Genomic DNA, 25,108 nt, shown 5'->3' on the forward strand with positions numbered 1-25,108 from the left:
TATGACCTCCACTACTCTCACCGATCATAACCTCGACCATCGCGTTAGCGATCGCCTCCTGGTGCTCAGCCCAGGTATAGATATACTCCTTCGTGCCGATTGCGCCGTCCAATGTGGCCTTGACACCTCCAGGGCTGGGATCTTTGATATTACCGAGTTAAGACCGGGAGATCTCATCGCTTTCTTACGTTCTCTGGACCGCCCCCATCACATAAGCGTGATCCACGCTGGTTTGATCAAACTCGGGCTGAAATCGAGCACTGCCTCGATGATTCTCGAAGATCTAACCTACCACGGAGTTTTAGTCGATCCCGTATGGCCCACTGTTTGTCTTATCGGTCCGGGAAGTCACGGTTTCACCATCGCTTCTGTACTCAAACAAGCGGGTGCTCGCGTTATTGAGGCTGAGGATCACCGCTTTCCTGAGCTTCTTCTCGACTCCGTGGATCGAACCACCCCCTTAATCGTTGCAGGACACTATCAGAGGGGCTCTCATTATGCCAAGGACATTTATAGTTTTCAGACCATCATTCCCATTGAGTTCCTTGGCGGCAGTGCTATAATTGGGCCGCTAAGAATAGATGGTCACGGCCCGTGCCCCGTATGCGGGGATCTCTATGCCACTGAGAAGGACCCCCATTGGGGCTTCCTCCTTGATCAACGCCACACTCCAGGCCGGAACGATCCGATTGTAGAATATAGCGTTGCTGCGCGCTTAGCGGCACTACTCGCCCCAGCATATCCATCACCTGGGATCAAGAATGATCTCCTGAGACCGGGCTTAAAAATAGCGCTCAACCCTTACCGTGGCGCAGAGGATATTGAGGTTGTCGGTCCCCATCGCTCATGCCCCTACTGCTGGGAGCACGCAGGTGAGCGACCACGATTTACTGGGCCAATAATTCCAAGAGATCCGCACCAAATTTCTCGACTGTCACCGGGCCAATCCCAGCAATAGCTAAAAGCTGCTCGTCGGTGGTAGGTCGACGCTCCGCCAAGGCTAATAGCACCGCATCAGAGAAAATGGTGTAGGCGGGGCGCCCCGCTAGCTTTGCCTGCTCTAAGCGCCAACTCCGCAATGTGTGGATGAGCTGATGATCAGCCTCAGAGGGACAGTCCTGACAGTGGCCTAGAATTTTATCATCAGGATCATTTAACGGCACGCCACAAATCTGGCACCTGTGCGCACCTCGCTTAGTTTTTTTCGCAGTCAACGTCGCTGGCTCCGCTACTATGCCATCAAGGAAACGGGTGCGCTTGCGACTTTTACGTCCACCCTCCTGACGTGCATACGACCACGTGTGCACCAGGTGTTCCCTCGCCCGCGTAATACCAACATAGAAGAGACGACGCTCCTCCTCGATCGCTTCCTCTCCCGCTTTCAGAGCGTGACTAATGGGGATAGAACCATCATTAAGTCCCACCAAAAAGACTGCGTCCCACTCCAGCCCCTTAGCGGCGTGAAGCGAGGCCAGAGTCACTCCCCGCATAGAAGGCGGATGTTTGGCATCGGCTCGCTGTTTGAGCTGGCCCAAAAGGCCAACCAAATCTAAGTCGGGAGTGGCCTGTCCTAGTTCTTGGGTCAACTCCACCAAGGCACGCAAAGACTCCCACCGTTCACGAGCTTGCACACCCTGAGGCTCCTGAGTACTAAAGCCCACACCGCTTAAGATAGCAGTCACTAGATGGTGAATCTCGGGCCCACGGTGCTGATCGGGAAAATCCTCACGCTGTGCCGCGCGTACAAGTTGATTGATCGCTTGAATAATCTCAGGCCGCTTGAAGAACTCCTCCCCACCACGTACTTGGTAGACAATGCCAGCCTCAGCCAGTGCCTGTTCAAAGGCGACAGATTGGGCGTTTATACGATACAAAATGGCGATCTCGGCGGGATCAACCCCCTGTGTTAGGAGATCTTTAATAGCGGCAGCAACACCACGGGCCTCTTCTGGCTCACTGTCGTAGGGTCGGAAAACCGGTTCAGGTCCCCGCGGTCGCATACCCTCTAATTTCAGGCGCGTGCCCGCAACACGCCCTGAAGCTTGGGCGATCACCCGGTTAGCAAGAGTGGTGATCTGCGGGGTAGAACGATAATCTCGTTGTAGTTTCACGATGGTGGCATGAGCATAAGTACGGGAAAAATCCAACAGAAAATTCGGGGTTGCTCCCGTAAATGAATAAATTGTTTGGTTGGCATCGCCAACGACCGTGAGATCATCTCGATCCCCTAGCCATGCGTTGAGCACTCGCTGCTGCAGAGGAGTGACATCCTGATACTCATCGACCACGAAACTACGATATTGGCTGCGGAATTCCTCGGCGATGCCACGAGAATTCTCTAGAGCCCCAGCTACATGAACAAGAAGATCATCGAAATCTAGTTCCACGCCCTCTGGCGATATTTTGGACTCCTCATAGAGCTGATAGCACTGCGCTATCTTCTCTGCAGGGTATGGGAGTCTGCGATCGCCCACCCGTGCCGCATAGCTTTCCGGTGGGATAAGGCTGGCTTTCGCCCACTCAATTTCTCCTAAGAGATCACGAATATTTTCTTTTGAAGACTCGATACCAAGGCGGCGCGCTGCTCGGCTAACCTTGGGAAACTTATTATCCAGTATCGCCCAGCGCAGGTCTCCAGCTACCTGAGGCCAAAAATACCGTAATTGACGCAACGCCGCTGCGTGGAAGGTGCGGGCGTGCACGCCACCAATACCCATCAGTTTCAGTCGGTGTGACATTTCCCCAGCTGCCCGCTTGGTAAAAGTGACCGCCATGACCCGCTGCGGACTGACAAAGCCCGCATCGATCATATGAGCTATGCGGTAGGTGATAGTGCGTGTTTTTCCGGTGCCGGCACCAGCGAGAATAGCCACGGGACCACGCGGTGCGGTAGCAGCAACTCGCTGATCAGAATCGAGGTCTTCGAGATTAATCATATTTATTCACCCATTGCTCAATCATCGTCCACGCCACCGTTCCAGGTGCTGGAAGATTCACCGTCTGCCGTCGCACATCCTCCCGAGACAACCATTGAATATCCAATAATTCGCCGTCGGATGGCCACCGCGGTTCTCTATCATCGGTATACGCTTCAAAGCCCAGCATAAGAGATCCGCTAAACGGCCAAGCCTGGCTCATAATATAGTTCGGATGACAAGCAAGGCGCCCAGTCTCTTCGCGAATTTCTCGCAGCACGGCGTCCTCAGCACATTCTCCCACCTCAATATAGCCAGCAATCAAAGAATAGTAGTGCGGGCGTAGCGCATTGAGCCCCACCAGGATCTTCTCTTCACCCATAAGCTCCAGGCGGCAGATGATTGCTGGGTCGATGCGCGGGAAAATTTCTAGTACGTTACCCGCGACATTTCCACGAGGTCTAGCAATATGTCCGTGGTAGTCCAGGGCTTCGCCGGTGCGCGGGTGGAAACGGAAATTCTCACGCTGCTGTAGTACCCCTAATGCCCGAAGAGCTTGGGGCTGAAAGCACCGCGCCCAGACCAGATATTCTGGTAGCGAATACTCCTCCCGTGCGACCCGCTTGACCGCTATGGCCTCGAAAAAGAAAGCTCCCTCGTAGAGGTGAAGGTCAGGGTGGGGGCAGTGTTCGATACAACCTGCGGTATCAACGAGTGTGCAGCCATGCTCGTCGAATAGAAAGAGTGGAGTGCTGCTAACGATTTTTAAGGTCCTCACTAAATACGCGACGTACATACAGTAGCCGGTCGCCAGGTTCCACGGTCTCAGCTTCGAGGGAGTCAAGACGATATAACTCCCCCGAACGAACTACTCCGAGGACTATATCAGCGAGGTGTCGAGGATTCGCCCCTACCTCGTCCTCGGCTACGGGCCGCTCGGCTACGGAGAAACCTTCGTCGGGTGAGAGCAAATCTTCCATCATCTCCACCACTGACGGGGTTACAGTAGCTAGCCCCAACATGCGGCCCGCCGTCTCCGAGGAGATAACTACGGAATCGGCACCCGATTGCTCCAGAAGGTGTTGATTTTCACTCTCTCGCACACTAGCCACGATCCAGGCAGAAGGGGCCAACTCGCGCACCGAAAGCGTCACCAACACCGCAGTATCATCTGTGGAGGGGGCAACTACAATGGCTTTAGCTTTATTCGCTCCCGCTAATTTGAGGACTTCGGAGCGGGTAGCTGACCCGTTGACGGTGACAAGGCCTTTGTTTTCGGCCGCCTCGAGGACTGACCTATCAGTGTCGATCACCACAATTTCGCGGGGGTTTACACCATCGGCGAGCAGTGCTGAGACCGCCGAATGTCCCTTGGTGCCATAGCCAATCACAATGGTGTGGTTGCGCAATTTTTTCCTCCAACGTTGAATTTGCCAGGCCTTACGGGATTCTTCGGTCAACACCGATAAGGTGGTACCAACTAAGAGCACCACGAAGGCGACGCGTAACGGCGTGACAATGAAGATATTAATCAACCGTGCAAATTGCGTCACTGGCGTTATATCGCCGTAACCGGTCGTCGAAAGCGAGACGGCTGCGTAGTAGAGAGCATCGACAAAGGTCAGCTCCTCGGAATACCCATCACGGTCCAAATAGGCCAGCAACGTGACCACGATTATAAGGATGAGGGCGATAGAAAATCGTCTGGCGATGAGTTGAACGGGGCTAACCAGCGTGTTTTTAGGTATACGAATGACGTTGAGCAGAGCGTGCTCAGGCACATCCGCAAGTTGCGGATCAGTTCGGAATCTATCCGGCAAATGGGATGCCATCCCGCTACCTCTCCCTCATCGATGATATTTACACCTCGATTAGTCTACTAGACTCAGCAGTCACACCGACTGCTCCCCCTCAGCCTTTTTCGCGATCTGCCTGACCCGTGGCATTCGCGATCATTGCGGCGATCTCGTGATCCGAGGGTAACTGCTCGAAAGTAATCATGGTTCCAGAGGAAATATAGTAAAACCCGGCGCGCACCTGCTCGAGTGGTAGATCCTTTAGCCGTGCCCACGCTAAACGATAAACTGCTAATTGCAGTCGTGTACTGCGCAACTTTTGTGCGGTCGGAGGGTGCCCAGTTTTCCAGTCCACAACCATATAGCTGCCGTCGTTTTCGCGAAAAATGGCGTCCATGCGGCCGCGGATGACTATTCCATCGATACTCACTTCAAAGGGTTGTTCAACGAAATCGGGGCTACGGTCTGACCATTCAGAAGCCAAAAAGGCTTTTTTGAGCTCCGCTAAGGACTCATCGGGTATATGCTCATCAACGCCCGGCAATTGATCCTCATCGAGCAAACTGGTGGCACCGAATCTGTTTTCCAACCAGGAGTGGAACGCGGTTCCCCGCTTGGCGTAGGTATTGGGCTTAAACGGTATCGGTCGGCGCTGCCGCTTCGCGAATTGCTCAGGGTTTTCACTAAGGGCGACTATATCGGTGGCAGTAAGCTGATCTGATAGAGCTACCTCGACCTCAGTGGTGCTTTGGCGCTCATATTCTCGGATTAGCGCTTGGACATCGCGTTCCCATTGCTCGAAGATCTCGTAGTCCGCGGAATAGGCTGGAACCTTCTCCATAGCCGCGAGTACCAGCTGGGCTGCCTCTTCTTTAGCTGGAGTGGTGATTGCCGGCGGGAAAAAGCTAGGTTGGTGCTCAATGTTCTCTGGTTGCGCATCGGTATCATTCCCATCAGCCTGCCGCCCCTGCCACCAGTGAATGATATAGTCTGGGTGTTTCTTGGCTAGCTGAGCGAGATGCTCGTAGGGGTCAATGATGGCCTTGCGGCTCGGGTTATGCGAGGCTGTGATGATCAAATATTGTTCACTTCGCGTGAGGGCAACGTAAAAGAGACGAGTATTCTCCTCTTCGGCCCCTTCCTTGAATTCCTGAATATGTCCCTTGAGAGCAGTCTCCAACTGTTTACGATCCTCCACCTCCGTGAGATCTAATACGGGTGAACCTGATTGCTCTGTCTCTTCTTGGGCGTCGCCGCGCAATGTGGAGGGCACCTGCGCTGGATCAGTCAACCAGGTACGTACTCTGGCGCTATAGGTATTAGCATCGGCGTGGAGGACGCTGACATACCGCCATTCCAAACCTTTGGCCTTGTGGACGGTGAGGATTTGCACCCGATCCGTACGAACCGTGACTTCCCCGGGACTAAGCCCGTTGTCGTGTTCTCTAGCAAGATCCAAGTAATCCAAGAATTTCGATAGGCTGGCGCCAGGTATCTGTGCATAGCGCGCCACCTCCTCATGGAAGCGCTCAAGATGAACTACTCCGCTAGCCCCGTCAGCGCGGGGATTCTCTCGCGCTAGAACCTCAGTACGTAATCCTAATTCGCTTTCGATCTGGGCGAACAGATCCGGTAGCGGTTGACTAAGAATATTGCGGCGCAAGCGTCTTAAAATGGCGGCGAGTCTTTTTAAACGTCGTAACCCCAGGGGACTAAAACCTTCGGCTTCTCCCAGGTCTGCAATAGCATCCGCAAGCCCGACAATTTCCTCTGGGTTTTCTTTCACCGCTGACGCGATATGGGTGCGTAGTGCTTTCTCAGCCGCCGATATAGTGGGATCATCATCCACAGCTGGCTCAGGGCGATTCGCTGGGTGCTCGTCTCCGTGCATTCGACCTTTGAGGTTGCGAGCTCGCTGGGCAAGTACCTCAATATCAGCTACTGATAGACCCATCATGGGCGAGCTGAGTATCCGCATAGCAGCCTGGGAATCGAGAGGACGAATCAATATGGTAGCCACAGCAATAAGATCAGCGACCTCCGGAATATCGACTAGTCCAGCGGATCCAAGTATCTCCACTGGAACTCCCCGCTTTTTGAGTTCATGAGAAATGAGATCCATATGCTTGCGTTTGCGCACGAGGACGGCCGCTGTAAAAGGAGAATCTCCACGATTGTGATAGAAATCGGCGAATTTCTCGGCTACTGCCGCACACTCCGCTTCAGGGCTGGGGTAATAGCCTAGTTCCACCACCCCCTCATCAGCGTGCGGGAGTGAGACTAGTGGCTCTACGGAGCGATTCTTTTTCCTAATCGGACCTAAAACGCTCTCACTGATTTCGTTGGCGCACTCAAGAATGCGCGGTGGGTTGCGGAAGCTCATGGTCAGTTGGGCTTTGGGGGCCACCTGGTTGCCACTATGCGCGAAGTCCGTTACAAAACGTTCCAGATTAGCTGCGGTAGCACCACGCCACCCATAAATGGACTGCATGGGGTCTCCCACAGCCGTCACAGCTTGGCCGGCAAAGAGCTCAGATAACAAGACACGTTGAGCGTGGGAGGTGTCTTGGTACTCATCGAGCAAAACGATATCAAAGCGCTTGGCGAGGGAATCAGATACGCGCGGATTTTCGGTGGCTAGTCTGGCGGCAAGCGACATTTGCTCCCCGAAAGTCATGAGGTTACGCTCGGCCAATAGATCCTTGAGCTGCTGCGCCAGAGGAAGATACTGCATCCTCAGGATCTGTGCGTCGCGAAATTTGACCATATCCCCATTGAGGGCATCTCTTTGACGTGGCCCCTTTGGTAATTCCTCAAAAAGGTTAATAAATGGCTGACTTTCCTCAATGATCTGGTTAGCGCTGACCATATGGTTATCTAATTCGCTGACCAGATCCAGAAGAGTTTGAACAGCGGTTGCTGTTTTTCCACCACTCATCAGCTCACCGTCGTAGGCTTCCACCACGGCGTAGGCGAGTTCGAATAATTCGGCCTGAGTAATCATTCTGCTCCCGGGCTCCACGGGAAGTAGGAGCCCAAACTCCCTGATGAGGGATCCAGCGAATGCGTCGTAGGTCGATACTGTGGGGGCGATAACAGAGAGATTTTCAGCGAGGCGCCCCTTGGGATCTAGGGTTTCTAGGTGGGGAAGGTGAGCTAGTTGTCCCAGCCTTGTGCGAATCCGCTGTGATAATTGTTGCGCTGCTTTTCGGGTGAACGTCAATCCGAGCACCCGGGAAGGATCAATAACACCTTGGGCGGCTAACCACACCACACGGGCTGCCATTGTTTCAGTTTTTCCAGCCCCAGCTCCGGCCACGACGAGGAGGGGTTCACGGTTTGCAGAAATCACCGCAGCCTGTTGTGAGGTAGGCGGATGGGCCTGCCCTAATAGCTGCGACAGCTCGTACGGGTCTAGGCGAATATCGGTGCTTCGATTGTCACTCATCGTCTTTGTTCTACTTGCCTGTTCTCTGGTGCGGGTATTGAAAAAAATATGTCATCGTGGAAGCTACGTCCTCATAGCTGCATACCCGTGGGGGTGGTGGTCAAGTTACCGGTACTGTGGGCAGGGCAAATATTTCTAAGTACGCACGTATCGCACCTCTGAGAGACTCGCGCCTCCAGGTAGGGTCCGCGCAACTTGTCCATCAGTGGTGGGAGTTGATCTGCAAATTCTTGTAAATCGGCCTCTTGTTTTGGCACTTGACTGCGAAATTTGGTACCCCGTGCACCATATAACTCTACGTAGATGAGGCTCGCACCTTCAATATCCATCCCAGCGCCATTTATGACGCGCCCATTTTCTATCTCCCCCTTGTTCAATGCTAATTGGTAGGCACATAACTGCGGGTTCTTATCTGCATCGGACGTCGAGGGGAGGTTGGATCCAGTCTTGAAATCGTAGATGTGATAGGCCCCGTCGGTGGTCTTTTTTAAGCGGTCGATACGACCTCTTAGGCGAACTCCGGGAAGAACCTCCACGTTCACGGGGATTTCCGCGTATATATCTGCGGCATCATGGCTATTCGTCTCGATCCACGCAGCGGTATGGTCGAGTGTTTCCTGCCACTGTTGGATATGTGTCTCCTCTTGCCACTTTGCGCTATCGCTGATCTGGGGATAAGCAGCGCGCAGCAGTTCTTGGGCTCGATCTTTATCCATCCCACGAGCTAAAGCTTCGGCATAAGCGTGCACAAGGATACCTTTGAGCAGTGCCGGGGAGGTTTCCGAGTCCACGACTAAAGGACCTAGCATTGTCAGCAATGGGCAGTGTAAAGCTCTATCGATTTTAGAAGGTGACAGCGCAGTCACCGTTAGTTCTTTATCGCTACTTATCCCACCACTTCCCCACCACGAAAACGGGTGCGCATCGGCTATGCCAGCGTGGGCCATTCGAGCTAAGTGACGCGCCGCCTGTTCTTTAAAAAAAGCTGGGCGATGAGGATCGATCAGCACTCTGCGCAGTTCGGCCACCACCGTTGGGATCGATAGCAGCGTGGTGCGCCCCATCTCCTCTAAATTCTCGGCACTGGCGGTGGAATCTGCTACCGCTGGTTGGTAACTCTGGTCCGGTTTCGCTGGCGGTTGAGAATCTGGCGTGGACTGCTCCTCGAGCATATCGAGATAGGGCACGAGGAAGCGGGATATTTCCATGACCTCGTCAGCCTCGGGGGCGTCAACGGCGGCGATTACTACCTTTTGGCGTGCACGTGAGGTTGCCATATCAAAAAGGCGCTGTTCCTCGTGGATGCGTTCTCGGATCCGCGAGATAGGAACGCCCGGTTCAATGCCGTCGTCGATGAGATCAACGAGCTCTTCTTGGCCGAATATCCCGCCGGTGACTCCCGTGTTGGGCCAGCTCCCCTCCTGAACTCCGGCGATGATCGTCGTGTCCCACTCGCGGCCTGTGGTGGCGTGGGCAGTGAGCACTGTTACGGCATCGGGTGCGCTCAGGCGTCTATCACGTACCCCGGTAGGAAGCTCCTGTTGGGCTATATGCGCGATAAAGGAATCTATTCCTGCGTGCGGACGACGTTCAGCAAAGTCGCCAGCATAATCGAAGAGCGTCATGACCGCATCGAGACTGCGATCGGCTTGAGATCCAGGCGCACCGCCGCGAAGACTGACAGCCAGAAGGTGGCGCCCTAATCCAGTTGCTTCCCAAATATTCCACAGCACCTCTTCTACTGAACCAGGGCGCCGTGCCTGCTCGAGGATGCTACGGATGTGGCTGAGTATCTCCCATTCACGGGGTGCGAGAACGGTTGTGACGACCTCTTCGAAATCAGCATTTTTTTGGGCGGCATCAGCGCGCAGCAAATCCGCTAATACCTCCATAGCTCTCCGCTGCGGAGTAGAATTATCAAAACCGCTTTCTACAGCGCGCGTATAGCGCAATTCAGCTAGCCGGAGGCCGCGCAAGAGGCGTCGTAAAGTTGCTGGATCGGCACCACCAATTGGTCCGATGAGTAAGTCCTCCAGTTCTTCCAGGCTCACACCATCGCGTGCGGCACGCACGGTGAGCACAAGCGCTGAAACTAGCGGCTGTTCTCCGAGAACGAGAGCACCTGCATCTGTGTGCACCGGCACCCCAGCCGCTATGAGAGCACGTCTGATGGGATCGACCTCGGCGGAATTGCGCACAATCACGGCTATCTCTTGATTGGGGATTTGGTGGATTAGATTCTCACGCCGCACCACATCGGCTACCACATGACGCAGTTCCTCCATTGACGCTACGACGTTCATCTCGATTCGCCCCTGGCGGTAGTCATCACTGAAGGATTCTCGCGCTAACCTCACTCGATGTGTATCAGTGAGCTTTAGATGATTCTCAGCAGGGAACTCTCTGAGAAAATCTGGCCGTGCACCGCGGAAACGGAAAACCGATTGATGCGGATCACCTGCGATAACAGCGAACGAGGCGCGCGTGGTAAGCCTGTGAATAAATTCTGTAGATTTGGGATCAAGGTGTTGCGTGTCATCAACAAATACGGCTTCAAATCCCAGGCTTTCCACATCGTATTCCAAAACCCTACTCACCAGTTCCGAGGCGGATAATTGATGTGTGTTACCCAAGGACATGACCTGTTCATATTCGCGCAGAAATTCCCCTGCGGCCACCCACATGGGCTGTTGGTATCTGCTGCCCAATGAGATGAGGTCACCGGGAGATAGACCGCGTTCAGCAGCGCGTAGCAGGAAATCACGAAGACCTCGAGCAAAACCGACCATGCCAATTGCCTCACGGATATCATCTGGCCATCGGATGCCGCCGTCACGAGCTCGTTCGCCGTCAAGCAATTCTCGAATCACTGCGTCATGTTCGGCACCGCTGATGAGTCTTAAATGCTCATCCATATGATCTCGCACGATGGCGAAGGCCCATGAGTGGACCGACCGAACGATACTCGAAGAACTAGTAAAACTGTGCCCTCTTAGGCGTGCGGTCAAACCAACACGCAATCTCGCTGCGGCTTCTTTGCTTGCCGCTATGACCATCATGGAGTCAGGGTCATGACCGCGAATAATGCGCTCAGCAACGGTATCTAATAAAAGCGTGGTGACCCCTGAGCCGCTGGGGCCCTCAAGTCGCCAGATGCCTTGTTGGGCGTTGAAAAGATCGTTGGACCACGAGCGCCGCGGATTATCCGAGTTGGGTGACGTCAACCGAATGTCAGGATTGGGGGGTATCTGATGATAACCTGCATAAATTTCTTCCCCACGACTATTCCGCGATGAGTTGTCGCTATGATCTGAACTCATTAATTCCTACCTTGATCCGCGTCTATTTCATTATCAAGCATATTACTGAGTTAGGTATGGGAAGTGTTCTCGTAAGCCTTTGAGCGCTCACATCGATCGTGCAGGACGGAACACACTCGGGCGAGGTTAGTGCCGGTCTCCTCTGCGGAATCAGAGTGCAATGCATAAATATAAATGCGGTAGAGGAGCGCTCTGAGTAGCAGCTGGTCGAGATGGGGGACGTGGCGATAGCGGTCGAAGATGCGGGGATCGGTGGCATTGAGGATGAGGGCGTCCACCATGACTTGCGCCGCGGTATATCCGGCGGGTCTGAGCATCCCGATAATATCGGTGATAACAGGCGCCTGCGACCCAGAGTAGATTGTCGTTGCTAGCATATCGGCGTGCGTGACTTGGATCGCAACCTTGTTTCCATCCATATCGAGGATATCGCTCAGAAGTGGGCGTAACTCGGCAAGAAGGGCGATCGCTTCACGGTGTCGAGGTTGAGATGGGTCGAGTTGGATTAGGTCTTGACCGCGCGTAACAGCGTGATCAGCGAGGGAATAGAGGTCTCGAGCATTGGGGGCGCTGAAGGTTTCTCCACGTGGCACCGTGGCGAGAATGTGGTCGAGTCGCAGGGCTGCGGCGACTGTTTCATCAATACGATCTGTTGGTTCACCATCGACCCATTGAGAGGCACGCCATCCTTTGCTGATAAAGCGACCATCGGAGGAGCGTATGGGACGCACTATTCTCAGCCCCGGTACCCGCAGGTTCTCGCGTATCCGCGATGACCACACTGCCCTCTCGGGGTAGGCCACTCGAGCGAATATAGTGGTGCCTATTTTGAGCCCATAGTCCCAGGCAAGACCCATAGGCTCCGGGGCAATGCCGCTCGGTGCTTGAAATACTGAGCAAATATATCCTGGCACTTCATCTTCGGTTTCGGGCCCAGCCACTGGATTGTCGGAGACAGCAGCATCCTCTTGAGGCTTAATTTTAGGTAGGAAGACCACATTATCTTCGCTTTTATCGCAGCAGGCCGCTGCCTGCTCGCTATCTGTGACAGCGCTGTCGATGACGCTCTTATTAGTAATGTCATCCGGACGGTCGGTGGAGTTATCAGCCATGGGAACTAGCATAATAACCGAATGAGACATCTACCCCCGCTGCAACTCCAGAGCCTCACTCCGCTCCCTTTATATGGGCTTTTAGATCATTCCGTGCCCCTTGGATACGAGAGATATTCGCTCGCCATGAGTTTATGTGGCTCCCGCCTTACTGCAGGAGCAGCACAGAGTACAGCACCAAACCCGAGGCTAGGCGAAAGGATAGGGCCAAGGATTAGGTTTGCATTCGAAGCCATCATCGGGATACACCTCATCCGGGTTGAGCGCATTAAGCTCGGAATTGCTCAAGCTGAGGGTTTGCTGCATCATCACCGGGGCTAATTCATTGGCACCACCGCACGGTGCGTGTTGGCCGTAGCCTATCCCGTGCCCGACTTCGTGATTAAGCAGGTATTGGCGGTATCCACCGAGGTCACCGAGAAATGTTGATGCTCCGCGCACCCACCGTGATTCATTAATGATCACACGGTTGCCGATGCTATTAAAGCACGATGTCTCCATACTAATATCGTTGCCACACGAGCTGTGGGTTGTCTCCACACTGGAGAGCTGGATGCGCAGATCGGGGATCTCCCCCGAGTCTCCTGCAATATGTTCAAAGCGGAATCGAGGGTCGTGGGTCCATCCCTTGGGGCTGGTCAACGTGGCATCGACCATGCTCACAAAAGCATCGTCACCACCGTAGGCTGAGGTGTCCACCCCATCTTCGATTTCTATAACGTAGCGAAATACTGCTTCCTTCCCTTCCCCGGCGGCGGCGCCAGGTTGACCCACCAATCGGTACTTGCCCGAACCTTTCACGCTAAAGGACGGCCCCGGTGGCAGGGCTCCTTCGGCAATTGTGGGCCGCTCGGCACGTGCGGGGTCCGGCCCTTGCCCCAGACCTTGGGTGTGCGAATCGGTATTGGCACTCGTGCCTACGCGCATGGAATTAACCGGGAACACAGTGGTATCGGGGTTAGTAAAAATATCCACTAAAACCCATACTGTGAGTACCGCTAGGACCGGAATCGCATAGGCTCGCCAACCATAGACCTGGGCGAAGCGTACCAGCCGTGGGGTTGACTCACCATGCTCTGGGGAATCGCCCTCATTCGTCCACCCATAAGTGCTTCGAGATGGAGAACGCCTATTTCCCTCCCGACGACCATTATCCCCTTCAGGATGTGGTTCTGAGGAGGGAAGAGTGCGATCACCGTTATCGCCCACGTTTATGCTCCAGCAAAACCAACGCGATGCGCGGTTTGGGTACCAATTTCGACATAGGCGATACGGTCGTTGCGAATAAGGTAGCGGCGCTGCTTATCATCTTCCAGTTCGAGGACACCGGTACCCTGATGGAGGGCCTCCGAAATTTTAGCGACCACTGTGTCGTGATCTTGGGAGCTCGTAATCACGAGCTCACGTGGGGAATCGGAAAAACCAATCTTAATATCCATAATGTGTCCTTCGGTTAACAGTGAAATCAATCGTTTGTGCGGTGCAGTTAATCTGTAGTCCTTCATCTTAGACAGTTTCCCTGCGCGCGTCACCCGAGAACTGTCCCATCAGGACAATCACTATCCCGCTCGGGGCAACCGAGGAGGTGCTGCGATAGCAGCGGGCGGGAGATCAGTCGATGGGGTGCTTAGCTTATGGTGAAGCGGGGTGAAATGAGGTTGTTAACACCGAAACACACTAGTATCAGATGTGTGTCGAAGAAAGAGACCCCCACCTTCCATGCCCTAGGCGTTGCAGCCGAAATTACGCGAGCTCTTGCTGAGCAAGGCATAATCCATACCTTTGCAATCCAAGAGCTCACACTTCCCATTGCCCTCGACGGCCGTGACCTCATCGGTCAGGCACGAACGGGTATGGGAAAGACCTATGGCTTTGGGGTTCCGCTGCTCGATCGAGTCTTTGATGCCGCAGATATCAAAGAACTGGATGGCACTCCGCGAGCCTTGGTAGTAGTTCCCACGAGGGAACTGGCCGTCCAAGTGGGTGATGATTTAGAGAAGGCAGCTCGCTACACCCCCATAAAAGTCATTACCTTATATGGCGGACGCCCGATTGAAGAACAGGAGCGGGCCGTCAAAAAGGGCGTCGATGTGGTTGTGGGGACGCCGGGCCGACTCCTTGATCTATACCAGCGGGGGGTATTAGCCCTGGATGAAATAGCCATTTTGGTGCTTGATGAGGCCGACGAAATGTTGGACTTAGGATTCTTCCCCGATATTGAGAAAATTCTGACGGCGCTCACACACCCGCATCAAACCATGCTCTTCTCAGCAACTATGCCAGGGCCTGTACTCACTTTGGCTCGTACATTCTTAAGTCAGCCCCTACACATTCGTGCTGAGGAGGCGAATGCACAAGCTACACACAGCTCAACCAAGCAGGTTGTTTTCGCCTCGCACCGCATGGATAAGACCGCGTGTATAACCCGCATCCTGCAGGCAAAGGATCGGGGAAGGACGATCGTCTTCACGCGCACCAAGCGCTCAGCTGCCAGCCTAGCTGAGGATCTTGCAGCCCGCGGATTCCTCGTCGGTGCCGTCCACGGCGACCTCAATCAGGCTGCCCGAGAAGCCTCCTTAGCGGCTTTTCGCAGTGGCACAATAGATATCATGGTCGCAACCGATGTGGCGGCCCGAGGTATTGATATCGACGACGTCACCCATGTGATCAATTTCCAAACCCCCGACGATCCCATGAATTATGTTCACCGTATTGGCCGCACTGGTCGAGCAGGCCACAGCGGTACTGCTGTTACTCTCGTGGGCTACGATGAGCTGACGAAGTGGAAACTCATCAACGATGAACTAGCCCTCGATATACCTACCCCACCACAGTGGTTTAGTAACTCTCCAGAACTCTACGAAGCTTTGGATATACCCCAAGATGCAGCCGAACGAGTCGGTGCGGAACGCAAGGTATTCGGGGGTAGGATTCACGCCCAGGCCTCATCACCACGGCGCAAGGGAAGTCGGGGGTCCAGATCGGGGCGTAACTCTCGAGCGCATCGATCCTCGCGCAGCTAAGAAGCTCAACCTGGTCTAAGGAATTCGACTGATGAATCCCCTCAACAAAAGGCAGTGGCGCGAACGCGCGCTGGTACGTTCCCCCGAAGGCTACCCGTTGCAAGCTCGCCGTCTCATTTCCTCGCCCCTTCACTATATAAGTGCGGCCATCATCGCAATAGCAGCACTCAGCCTCGTTATAAGCGCCGTTATTAGTGCGCCGATTAGATCCGTTTCGCTACATCCAGCTAAAAGCTCCTTTGCTGCGCCCGAGAAGACACAAACTCTCGCTAACCAATATGTAGAGGTGCGCAGCATCCCCGATGACTCTTTGGCTCCGGCACCCCTATTAGTTCAAGGACTGCTGGTGACAACTACAACCATCGACCAAACCAGCATTATTAGCGCGAGCGACCCCGATACAGGTGAAGAGATCTGGAGCTACAGCCGCGATCTCCCGCTGTGTGCTGTCACAGAAGCATGGGATGATATTGTCGCCATCTATCGCAATGGGGCCGGTTGCGGGGATGTGGTGAGCCTTAAAGCGGCAACTGGAACCTATAGTTCAACGCGCTCATCATCCGCACCCATGGACGTATCCGCGTTGGTGTCTAATGACCGGGTCGGTTATATATCCCCTGCACGCATCGACCTGTGGCGCTCCGACCTCGTACGCACCATCGAATATGGCCTCGATCCCACCCCCCACGAACCCGAATTACAACCACATCCGGGCTGCACGATCATAAGCGCCCAAACTCGGGTAAAAAAACTAGCTTTAATCGAGCAGTGCGAGGATCGCATATGGTTAAGAATCCTCTCCACCGAGCCCGAGGAATCCCGCTCTCCTCAAGTCGACGCCGAGTATGAGTTGACTGGAACGAATCCGGCAGTGGTGGGTATAACCGAGGAAACAGCGGCTGTCTATATCGAGCAGCCAGAGCCTCACTATCTGCGTTTTACACTTGAGGCGAAGCTCGTTGCCGACAGCGTAATTGACCCCATTCAACAAACCGGCCCTGGCCCCACCACTGCAGTGATCAGTAATGACTTGCAGCATCATATCGCGTGGTTTGATGGACGGCGTCTGTATATCTTGCATCCGCTCACCCTCGATATCGACTACGTCGTCGACGACGCTTCTGGGCTACCTGCGGATCTCGGCTCGTATATCCTCTACCCCACCGCTGAGGGTTTTGCGGCAGTTGAAAGTGCTGATGGAAACCCCGTACGGAAGATCCAGATCGCAGGTGGTGTGGGATCCTCTCCAGGTGCGCTCGGCGTGGCCGGCCGCAGCATAGTACTAAAATCTCGGGGCAAAGTTCGAATCTATCAGCCAGCCTGAGAGCGGATTAAATATCGCCTCTCTAGTGGGCGAAGCGTTCTGCTGCCCACTGCACCGAGCGTGGGCTAAAGAGCAACCCGAGAGCCATAATAGTGCTCAATGCTGTTACCACGCCCATAAGGATCTGGGAGCCCGTGAACATATAGTAGGACATAAGTAAAAGTAAATTCTCTAGCATGATGACTGGTCCACGGCCCCACCGTAATCCCTTCGCCATTCGGTAAGCACCGACGATCACGGTTCCGAAAATAATAAGGAAGAATAGTGCTGTTCCAAAGGCTACCGAGGTTACTGCATCCGAGGACTCATAGATGATATCGGGTTGACTGGCGCCAGTGAATCCACGGTAGAAAAGAAGGAAGGCATAGCCTATACCGATTAGCGACTGGACGGCCGCGATGGCGGCGGCGATTTTAATCTCCTGGGGGGGCGTGATAGCTGAAGTCGACGTCATGAATTCATGGTACCTAAAGGAGCAGGTCTTACCTTCACTCCGCGGCACCGGGATCACCTCGGTAGAGTTTTGAGATTCGACGGCGGCGATTCGGGCACCATTCTATTGCCTCTGTACAATCCTGTACGCTTCCACAAGCCCGCGTGAGCCTCGTTGAGCCCTACGAAACCTTGAGCAAGTTGTTGATTATTCAACTATATGGGTGCACTCCGACGATTTGACGAAAGTCACGGGAGGTTATCACTTAGCTTTCATTCATATCACCAGTTCACAACTCTAAGATTTCGAGAGTTTTTCAGACAAAAGGAATTCCGGGGTTGGTGTGAGTCGCCAAGAACAGGAGAAAATGAGTGTTTCTAATCACTTTTAGTGGATAAACTCTAGCATTTTAGTGCGGAACGTGACAGTATCAACGACATACCAAAGCACGGGGAGAGTCGTGAGAGTGAAATCCTTGTGCCCAAGCCTTGGAGCTGACCTCCTTAACGGATGGTTGGCTTTCGGACTGTTTTGGGGTAAAAATCCCAAAACTAGACAGCATACACAGACAAGCGCCCACTGCCTGGCTCACCCTCTTAGGGGCATTAGCCAGCGACGTTGCGTTCTGACCATGATGCATACTCTCACCACGTACTAAAACTAATGGAATTTTAGTTTTCTAGGGGTCCCCTAGAAGGCTATATTCCTATGCACTTTATAACGATATAGGAGTAAATACTATGGACTGGCGCCACAAAGCAGTTTGCCGCGATGAAGACCCTGAACTCTTCTTCCCCGTTGGAAATTCCGGTCCTGCCCTAGCGCAGGTAGCAACCGCGAAACTCGTATGTAACCGCTGCCCAGTAACGTCGCAGTGCCTGGCGTGGGCCCTCGAGTCGGGCCAGGACGCCGGAGTGTGGGGCGGCATGAGCGAGGATGAACGCCGAGCCCTCAAGCGCCGCAAGAACCGTGGCCGCGGCCGCGCACGGGTGAATGCATAAAGCACTCCTACCGGTTGGATAAGAACCAGCAATCTCCCCGTTTCTCAAGCCCCCCACCCCCTTTGAAATCATATATGCCCGCGCTAGTTTCGCTAATGCGTAGCTCACTAGCTGGGCATCATAGAGGGCGCCCGCGAGTATGCGTTTAACGGGGAACGACGGATAAGTATTGCAGCCGAGACGGGTACAACCTTTGGGCCTTCGGGCTCGCAGATTAACATCACCACCCGCCAACCAAGTAAACTACGTGCTGTTAACAGCTCTCATTGTGTTAAAGGAGATATTCTATGAGCAAGCGTGGCCGTAAACGCAAGGATCGTCGTAAGAAGAGCGCCAACCACGGTAGGCGTCCAAATTCCTAAGTCACTGCGGTGATTTAAGCGCTTCGATCATAGGCTGCTTCGCGTTCGCTTTATAGTGTGAACGTGGAGCAGCCTTTTACTATGCACTTTATACCCTGCATATTGTGACATTTTATTTCATCACTCGTCCCTTTAGACACTGAGCTTTAGCCTCATTCATTGCTGCTATGTTGAACCTCCTTATATGGGGGTGTAGGAATAGACAGTTATGGCGAAGAAAAAATCTCATGCGGCAACACCCTGTCTTCAGGCCTTAGAAGACGCTGGAATCACCTACACCACCAGCACTTTCGAGGCGGGCAACGACCACTTCGGCGAGCATGCCGTGGCAGCACTGGAGGTAGAGGCTGAGCGGGTCTTTAAAACCCTCGTCATCGACTTAACGGCAGGTAAAGGTCCAAAGCGGCAGTTAGCGGTTGCGTGCCTACCAGTGCCGTATCATCTGAGTTTAAAAAAAGCAGCCAAAGCCTTCGGTGTTCCCAAGGCAACAATGGCCGATCCCCACGACGCCAGTAAGTCCTCGGGCTATATACCGGGAGGCATATCACCTATCGGCCATAAGAATCCATTGCCTACCGTGGTAGATGAAACCGCACTACTGGCCGATAGTATCTTTGTCTCAGGTGGTCGTCGCGGATTGGATGTGGAAGTAAGGCCGCAAGACCTAGCCACCCTCACGAACGCTAGCTTTGCCGACATTCAGGCATAGCAGATCTAAAGGTCACCGGCCTGGGCATTAGTCCCGTAGAACCTTTTAAAACAACCCCGGACTCTCCAGAAGGTGCGGGCCCTCATTCTTAATATGCCCCACGAGAGGGTTCGCTCGATCGATATGAAGATTCTCGTAGTAGCTGGAGTCAATATTATCGAGTAGTTCCTCAGCGAGAAAGGATGTGGACATACAAGGCTCACCATTAGTCGAGTCTTGTAACCACGTCATATGGTTGACTCGCGGAATAAATAAGGGCATTCTATGGTGAATCTCAGCAACCGGCTCGATAGCCTGCGTGGTGATGATCGTCGTCGATAAGCAATTGTGGTGCGTCTCGTAGATACCGGCCGCCCACATCAGCGTTGTGGCGTGGATATAAAAAGGCTCCTTGTGTTTCCACTCATAGTAGCCATTCATCGGGATGAGGCAGCGCCGCCTAGCAAAGGCCGCTTTAAAACTCGGCTTCTGCGTCACTGTTTCCGCACGGGCATTAAAAAGGGGCGGCCCGCTCGGGGTGCTCTGCCAAGGGGGAATCAGGCCCCAACGTGCAGGAAGAAGAGATGCCTTGACAGTGCCCGCTAGGGTGCTGAGAGCTTGGGGTTTCGGTACGTCCAATCCACTATCAGCTCCTCTCTCTACCCCCGCGTCCCCAATAGCGAGGATAGGGATTATATGCGTAGGCGCTATATTGTAGCGAGCAGGCGGCACCCCGTAGGGTGCCTGTATATTTAATACCCCTCCATGATCAAGCAGTTCCTCAGCCTCGGCAAAAAGCACATATCGACCACACATACCTTTAGTATGGTCTACATGACCTCTTCCGCCTATATTCCAGGAACTTCATGGTGGCGAGCGCCCTCGCCGGGCACACCAGTGCGAGCAACTGTGAGCGTTCCAGGTTCCAAGTCGATGACTAATAGAGCCTTGGTTTTATCTGCTCTTGCCACCGAGCCTTCCCGTATTACAGGCGCTCTTTTAAGCCGCGATACTTCTCTCATGGTGCAGGCACTGCGCAGTTTAGGATGCGAGATTGATCTACAGCCTGATCCCGACGATCCCTCATGCGCTTGTTATTTCATCCGCCCGACCACCCAACTGGTGGGCGGTCCCATCGATTGCGGCCTGGCGGGGACGGTCATGCGTTTTATTCCCCCGATAGCGGCAATGGCCAACGGCAGAGTTTATATGGATGGCGATCCGCATGCGCGCTCTCGCCCTATGGGTGGGGTAATTGCAGGATTGCAACAGCTAGGAGTCAATATTTCAGGCAGCAGCCTCCCGCTTAGCATTGAAGGCAGCGGGGAAGTTGCGGGAGGAGAGGTCACCATCGATGCCTCTGCCTCTTCGCAGTTTGTCTCTGGACTACTCATGGCGGCTCCTCGATACCATCACGGCCTAGTCGTTAATCACGATGGCGGCCCACTGCCCAGCACTCCGCATATTACGATGACGGTTGAGATGTTGCGGGAGGTGGGAGCGGAGGTTGATACCTCAGTAACTCATCAATGGACGGTGCACCCTGGCCCCATCTCGGGTCATGATTGGGAGATTGAGCCAGATCTCTCTAATGCCACCCCTTTTATCGCCGCCGCGATGGTTACGGGAGGGGTCGTGCGCATTCGCAATTGGCCGATTCAATCGACCCAGGCTGGTGATGCGATTCGCTATATTGTTAAACAGATGGGTGCCCGGATCGAATATGCTCACAGCCACTATTCACACGATCTTATCGTGCACGCACCGCCTTTAGGTCAGCTGCGCGGAATTAATCTCGATATGTCAGATATCGGGGAGTTGACTCCAACAGTAGCGGCGATGGCAGCACTGGCAAGCGACACGAGCTCTCTCACAGGTATCGGCCATTTAAGAGGCCACGAGACCGATCGGCTGAGTGCTTTGGCTGATGAAATCAATGGTCTTGGAGGCCACTGTAGTGAGCGCGACGACGGTTTGATCATCGAACCTCGCCCGCTGCGTGCGGGCACGTGGCACAGCTATGCGGATCATAGAATGGCAACGGCAGGGGCTATTATCGGTCTGGTGATACCCGGGGTGCTCATCGACGACATCGATACCACCTCGAAAACTCTTCCCAATTTTGATCAACGCTGGCATGCAATGCTGAAGGGAGAATAAACGTCATAGTGGCTAGGGGTAATGTCTCACGGTCTTGGGATGAGTCAGATGTGCGAGTGCGGCCATCCAAGCGGTCGCGGCCACGCACTAAAGACCGTCCGCGTCACGACGATGCCGAATTTGGAATGGTGATAACCAAGGACCGTGGCCGCTGGGGTGTTGTGCTCGATTCTGCCACCACGCCCGATGAAGCGATCGTGTGCATGCGGGCTCGGGAGATGGGACGAACTCCCGTCGAGGTTGGCGACCGTGTGGGTGTCGTCGGTGATATATCTGGAAAACCCGGCACCCTAGCTCGCATCGTCAAATTAGAGGATCGAAACTCGGTCCTGCGTCGCACGGCAGATGATACAGATCCCTATGAACGCATCGTGGTCGCTAACGCCCACCAGTTACTCATAGTATGCGCTGTAGCCGATCCCCCACCGCGAGCAGGTTTCGTTGAAAGAGCCCTGGTGGCAGCATTTGTCGGCAACTTGCAACCAGTCATCTGCCTGACTAAATCCGATCTGGTAGACCCCGCCGAATTCGCTAGCGAATTTGCCTCTCTCGCCGTCCCCGTCGTGATGTGCGGTATCGATGATCCTCTCGAACCTATCGAACGGGTCCTGGACAATAGGATATCCGCACTGATTGGGCACTCAGGGGTTGGGAAATCAACTCTTGTCAATAGGCTCCTGCCCGAGGCCCATCGCGCCACCGGCGAGGTATCGGGGGTGGGTAAAGGACGTCATACGTCGACCCAAGCAGTTGCCCTCCCCTTGGGGAAAAGGGGGTGGATTATTGACACCCCCGGAATTCGCTCTTTCGGGTTAGCACACGTCGACGCCGACACCGTTGTCGGTGTTTTTGAAGATCTAGCGCCTCACGCTGAGGATTGCCCACGAGGATGCACCCACATGGGTCCCCCCGCTGATCCCGAATGCTGCCTCGACCTCATTCCCACCGACTCCCCCGCGGGGCGCCGGGTGAAAGCGGTGCGCAAGCTACTCCAGGCCCTGCGCTCCAAGGCCGATTGGGAACTTTAGATATGAAGCTTTGGATCTAAGCCCCTAACCCCTTCGTTGTGCGGCGCACTATCACCTTGACAGCCTCGGGAACTGTAGGACGTAATTCTTTAAGGAGTCGTAATCCCACGGTCAATCCGCGTCGAGTACCGCTGTGCTCACCGTGGGTTAACTGGGCTTCAATGTGGGGGTTTTTCGTGAATGCTCTATTCGATCGAACTTCGGGAGCATTATCCTTATCTGCTACTAGGTACTTATTGGGCAGGGTGAGCTTCAAGAGAGTTTTCTGCACCTTAAAAAGCTGCGCTGCAAAGGAATCGACGTTATATGGTAACTGATATTCTTGGCAGATCTCCCGAACCTTTAGGGACGCTTCTGCCAGTCTGTTCGATGGCATATCCGGAAATAGATGGTGCTCAACCTGGTAGTTGAGATTTCCTGACATGACCGTGAGCACTTTACCTCCGTGGAAATTGGCTGATCCCAGCATCTGCCTTAGATACCACTGGTTATGATCTTCATTCCTAAACTGCTCTTTGGTGAAGGTTTCAGCTTCGTCGGGGAAATGCCCACAGAAAATAACAGCATAGGCCCATATATTGCGGATACCATTGGCTACGAGGGCCGCTTTAATGGATTGTTTATAGCCAGGGCCTGATAGTGCCGGGTAAAGAATATAATCCCTCACATTATGTCGGCCAGCCTTACGCGTGGTTTCCCAGAATTTATCCTTAACGTCCGCCCATGTGGCTCGTTTGGTGAAGTAGCGCCCGAGTTCCACATCGTAATAGCCGACAGCCCACTGAAACAGGCTTGCGAGCACTGTATTAATCACGGGCTGGAAGGCAAATAAAGGGCTCCAGGCACGATCGCGGGTCACACGGAGGACTCCGTATCCAACATCATTGTCCATACCCAGAACATTGGTATACGTGTGGTGAATATAGTTATGGGCATGTCTCCATTGAGACGAAGGGCAAACAATATCCCATTCCCAGGTGGTGGAATGAATTTCGGGGTCATTCATCCAGTCCCACTGCCCGTGAAGAACGTTATGACCGATTTCGAGATTTTCTAAAATCTTCGACACGGTAAGCATAGTGGTGCCAGCCCACCAGAGTGGTTTCTTCCTCGGGAAAAGCAGAGAGATTCTTCCTGCAACCTCAAGCCCTCTCTGAATGCGAATCAGCCGCTTAATATAGGCGGCGTCCTTGGGGCCCAAGTCGGACATGATGTCTTTTTTTACCGAATCAAATTTGTGTCCAATGTCGATGATATCGTCATCGCTTAAATGAGCATATGCCTGAATATTGTCGATAGCCATCAAAGGCTCCTTTACTTTTTTAGTGTGCTAGTTCTATATCGCCGCAGGCCACCGAGACGCACGTTCTCAAGCGGGTGCCTGCTTCGTACGCTTCGCCTGTTTTCAAATTGAGAGCCATCCCGGTTTTAAGAGTGCATACGCAGGTCTGACAGATTCCCATACGACAACCAAAGGGAAGACCCACCTGCAACTCTTCAGCGGCCTCTAAGATTGTGGTCGCCCCATCAACACTCAGGCTACGTCCGTTGCCGAAGTCGATCGTGCCGCCTTGGGCGTCCGATTCGCGCGAAAATGTGAAGCGTTCTGTCTTTAGAGTCACGCCCTGGGCGGTTGCCCACTCTTCGTAGGCGTCGAGCATCTTCTCTGGCCCGCATGCATACACCACGCGATCGGCAATATCGGGGCAGAATTCATGGATATGATCGGGGGTAATGCGGCCCTCTGTGGAAGTGATATTAATGTGCACGCGGAATGTTGGATAGCGGCGCGCCAAATCGCGCAATTCCTCCTCGAAGAAGCAGCATTCCTCCGCTCGCACACTGTAGAGCAGATAGGTGTCGCAATGGCGGAGGTGATCCTGTTCGGCGAGGGTGCGCACCATTGAGATTATGGGGGTAATACCGGCACCTGCTCCGATAAATGCCAAAGCGGGGGGTGGTGGATCTTCAAGATGGAAATCTCCTGCGGGAGCGGCTAGGCGCACCACCATCTTCGGTTTAGCCATGCCCACAAGGTGCTGGGAGAGTTTTCCTTTTTCCACAGCTTTGACAGTGATCGACAGCAGACCGTCACCTAGGCTGGGAGCACCTGTCAGTGAATACGACCTCCACACAAATCGTCCGTCGATCTCTACGCCGATACCTATGTATTGTCCAGCGCGAAAGCTCACTGGTACGCCCCAGCCCGGCTTAATTTTGAGATGCACGGCATCAGCTTGTTTATGTGCGCTGACAATCAAACCGCGCAATTCCCGCGTGGACCATAGGGGGTTGAGTAAAACTGCGTAGTCGTCGGGTAATAACGGTGTGGTCAGTCGCTTCAATGCGGAGCGGATACGGCTGAGGCGATCACGGGTGGTTTTTGTACTAGGTGGGGTTGGCAGTTGTTCCATAATGTGGATTTCTGGGTAGATGGCTGGGTAGATGTCAGGGTAGATGTCACAGTGAAAGTCTGAGTGGAGTTGTGAGCGGGGGTA

Annotated in this window: 20 protein-coding genes; 8 read left to right on the top strand and 12 right to left on the bottom strand. The window is 53.9% G+C overall.

From position 1 onward, the window contains the following. The first annotated feature begins 1 nt into the window (after position 1). Positions 2–958 carry a hypothetical protein gene (locus NXT01_RS02485; RefSeq protein ID WP_259077150.1) on the top strand — a complete coding sequence of 319 codons (957 nt, stop codon included), beginning with the start codon at positions 2–4 and terminating at the stop codon, positions 956–958. Here the strand turns inward: NXT01_RS02485 and NXT01_RS02490 are convergent. The 8 genes from NXT01_RS02490 to NXT01_RS02525 all read right to left on the bottom strand — a co-directional run bounded on the left by NXT01_RS02490 (position 888) and on the right by NXT01_RS02525 (position 14,030). After that, positions 888–2,936, bottom strand: coding sequence for an ATP-dependent DNA helicase UvrD2 (locus NXT01_RS02490; RefSeq protein ID WP_259077151.1), 2,049 nt, complete (start codon positions 2,934–2,936; stop codon positions 888–890). The genes NXT01_RS02485 and NXT01_RS02490 overlap by 71 nt on opposite strands. Beyond that, complete coding sequence (locus NXT01_RS02495) at positions 2,929–3,711, bottom strand: NAD(+) diphosphatase (protein ID WP_259077152.1); 783 nt, start codon at positions 3,709–3,711, stop codon at positions 2,929–2,931. Before NXT01_RS02495 ends, NXT01_RS02490 begins: the two co-directional genes overlap by 8 nt. Further along, positions 3,671–4,747 carry a TrkA family potassium uptake protein gene (locus NXT01_RS02500; protein ID WP_259077153.1) on the bottom strand — a complete coding sequence of 359 codons (1,077 nt, stop codon included), beginning with the start codon at positions 4,745–4,747 and terminating at the stop codon, positions 3,671–3,673. The genes NXT01_RS02495 and NXT01_RS02500 overlap by 41 nt, the downstream gene beginning before the upstream one ends. A gap of 79 nt (positions 4,748–4,826) precedes the next feature. Further along, positions 4,827–8,159, bottom strand: a complete 3,333-nt coding sequence (locus tag NXT01_RS02505) for an ATP-dependent helicase (protein WP_259077154.1) — start codon at positions 8,157–8,159, stop codon at positions 4,827–4,829. Positions 8,160–8,230: 71 nt separating this feature from the next. Further along, positions 8,231–11,479 carry an ATP-dependent DNA helicase gene (locus NXT01_RS02510; RefSeq protein WP_259077155.1) on the bottom strand — a complete coding sequence of 1,083 codons (3,249 nt, stop codon included), beginning with the start codon at positions 11,477–11,479 and terminating at the stop codon, positions 8,231–8,233. A gap of 50 nt (positions 11,480–11,529) precedes the next feature. Beyond that, positions 11,530–12,591 (bottom strand): TIGR02569 family protein, encoded by a 1,062-nt coding sequence (locus NXT01_RS02515; RefSeq protein ID WP_259077156.1) that lies wholly within the window; start codon positions 12,589–12,591, stop codon positions 11,530–11,532. A 189-nt stretch (positions 12,592–12,780) separates the two neighbouring features. Continuing rightward, complete coding sequence (locus NXT01_RS02520; RefSeq protein WP_259077723.1) at positions 12,781–13,644, bottom strand: DUF3152 domain-containing protein; 864 nt, start codon at positions 13,642–13,644, stop codon at positions 12,781–12,783. A gap of 158 nt (positions 13,645–13,802) precedes the next feature. Further along, positions 13,803–14,030: a DUF3107 domain-containing protein gene (locus NXT01_RS02525; RefSeq protein WP_259077157.1), complete on the bottom strand. Its 228-nt coding sequence runs from the start codon at positions 14,028–14,030 to the stop codon at positions 13,803–13,805. A gap of 213 nt (positions 14,031–14,243) precedes the next feature. On the opposite strand from NXT01_RS02525, the gene NXT01_RS02530 reads away from it, so the two are divergent. After that, positions 14,244–15,614: a DEAD/DEAH box helicase gene (locus tag NXT01_RS02530; protein ID WP_396124721.1), complete on the top strand. Its 1,371-nt coding sequence runs from the start codon at positions 14,244–14,246 to the stop codon at positions 15,612–15,614. 31 nt (positions 15,615–15,645) lie between these two features. Further along, positions 15,646–16,938, top strand: a complete 1,293-nt coding sequence (locus NXT01_RS02535; protein ID WP_259077159.1) for a hypothetical protein — start codon at positions 15,646–15,648, stop codon at positions 16,936–16,938. A gap of 22 nt (positions 16,939–16,960) precedes the next feature. On the opposite strand, the gene NXT01_RS02540 is transcribed toward NXT01_RS02535, so the two are convergent. After that, positions 16,961–17,392, bottom strand: a complete 432-nt coding sequence (locus tag NXT01_RS02540; RefSeq protein WP_259077160.1) for a hypothetical protein — start codon at positions 17,390–17,392, stop codon at positions 16,961–16,963. A 719-nt stretch (positions 17,393–18,111) separates the two neighbouring features. Here NXT01_RS02540 and NXT01_RS02545 point away from each other — a divergent pair. The 3 genes from NXT01_RS02545 (at position 18,112) to ybaK (ending at position 19,443) form a co-directional block, all read left to right on the top strand. Continuing rightward, a complete protein-coding gene (locus NXT01_RS02545; protein ID WP_259077161.1) occupies positions 18,112–18,372 on the top strand; it encodes a WhiB family transcriptional regulator in 261 nt (86 codons plus the stop codon). A 287-nt stretch (positions 18,373–18,659) separates the two neighbouring features. Next, positions 18,660–18,734, top strand: coding sequence for a 50S ribosomal protein bL37 (locus NXT01_RS09420; protein WP_396124722.1), 75 nt, complete (start codon positions 18,660–18,662; stop codon positions 18,732–18,734). 208 nt (positions 18,735–18,942) lie between these two features. Next, entirely contained in the window at positions 18,943–19,443 is a 501-nt protein-coding gene (gene ybaK, locus NXT01_RS02550; RefSeq protein WP_259077162.1) for a Cys-tRNA(Pro) deacylase, read from the top strand. 45 nt (positions 19,444–19,488) lie between these two features. Here the strand turns inward: ybaK and NXT01_RS02555 are convergent, their stop codons facing one another. After that, positions 19,489–20,238 (bottom strand): SOS response-associated peptidase, encoded by a 750-nt coding sequence (locus NXT01_RS02555; protein ID WP_259077163.1) that lies wholly within the window; start codon positions 20,236–20,238, stop codon positions 19,489–19,491. 18 nt (positions 20,239–20,256) lie between these two features. Here NXT01_RS02555 and aroA point away from each other — a divergent pair, with 18 nt between their 5' ends. After that, on the top strand, positions 20,257–21,582 hold the full coding sequence (gene aroA / locus NXT01_RS02560; RefSeq protein WP_259077164.1) for a 3-phosphoshikimate 1-carboxyvinyltransferase: 1,326 nt from the start codon (positions 20,257–20,259) through the stop codon (positions 21,580–21,582). 8 nt (positions 21,583–21,590) lie between these two features. Then, entirely contained in the window at positions 21,591–22,610 is a 1,020-nt protein-coding gene (rsgA, locus tag NXT01_RS02565; protein ID WP_259077165.1) for a ribosome small subunit-dependent GTPase A, read from the top strand. Positions 22,611–22,626: 16 nt separating this feature from the next. Here rsgA and NXT01_RS02570 read toward each other — a convergent pair whose 3' ends face one another. Continuing rightward, entirely contained in the window at positions 22,627–23,913 is a 1,287-nt protein-coding gene (locus NXT01_RS02570) for an acyl-CoA desaturase (RefSeq protein WP_259077166.1), read from the bottom strand. A gap of 19 nt (positions 23,914–23,932) precedes the next feature. Continuing rightward, positions 23,933–25,024: a ferredoxin reductase gene (locus tag NXT01_RS02575; RefSeq protein ID WP_259077167.1), complete on the bottom strand. Its 1,092-nt coding sequence runs from the start codon at positions 25,022–25,024 to the stop codon at positions 23,933–23,935. Positions 25,025–25,108 lie beyond the last annotated feature (84 nt).

Origin of the sequence: Corynebacterium sp. ES2775-CONJ (assembly GCF_024814515.1) — a bacterium.
Classification (GTDB): Bacteria; Actinomycetota; Actinomycetes; order Mycobacteriales; family Mycobacteriaceae; genus Corynebacterium.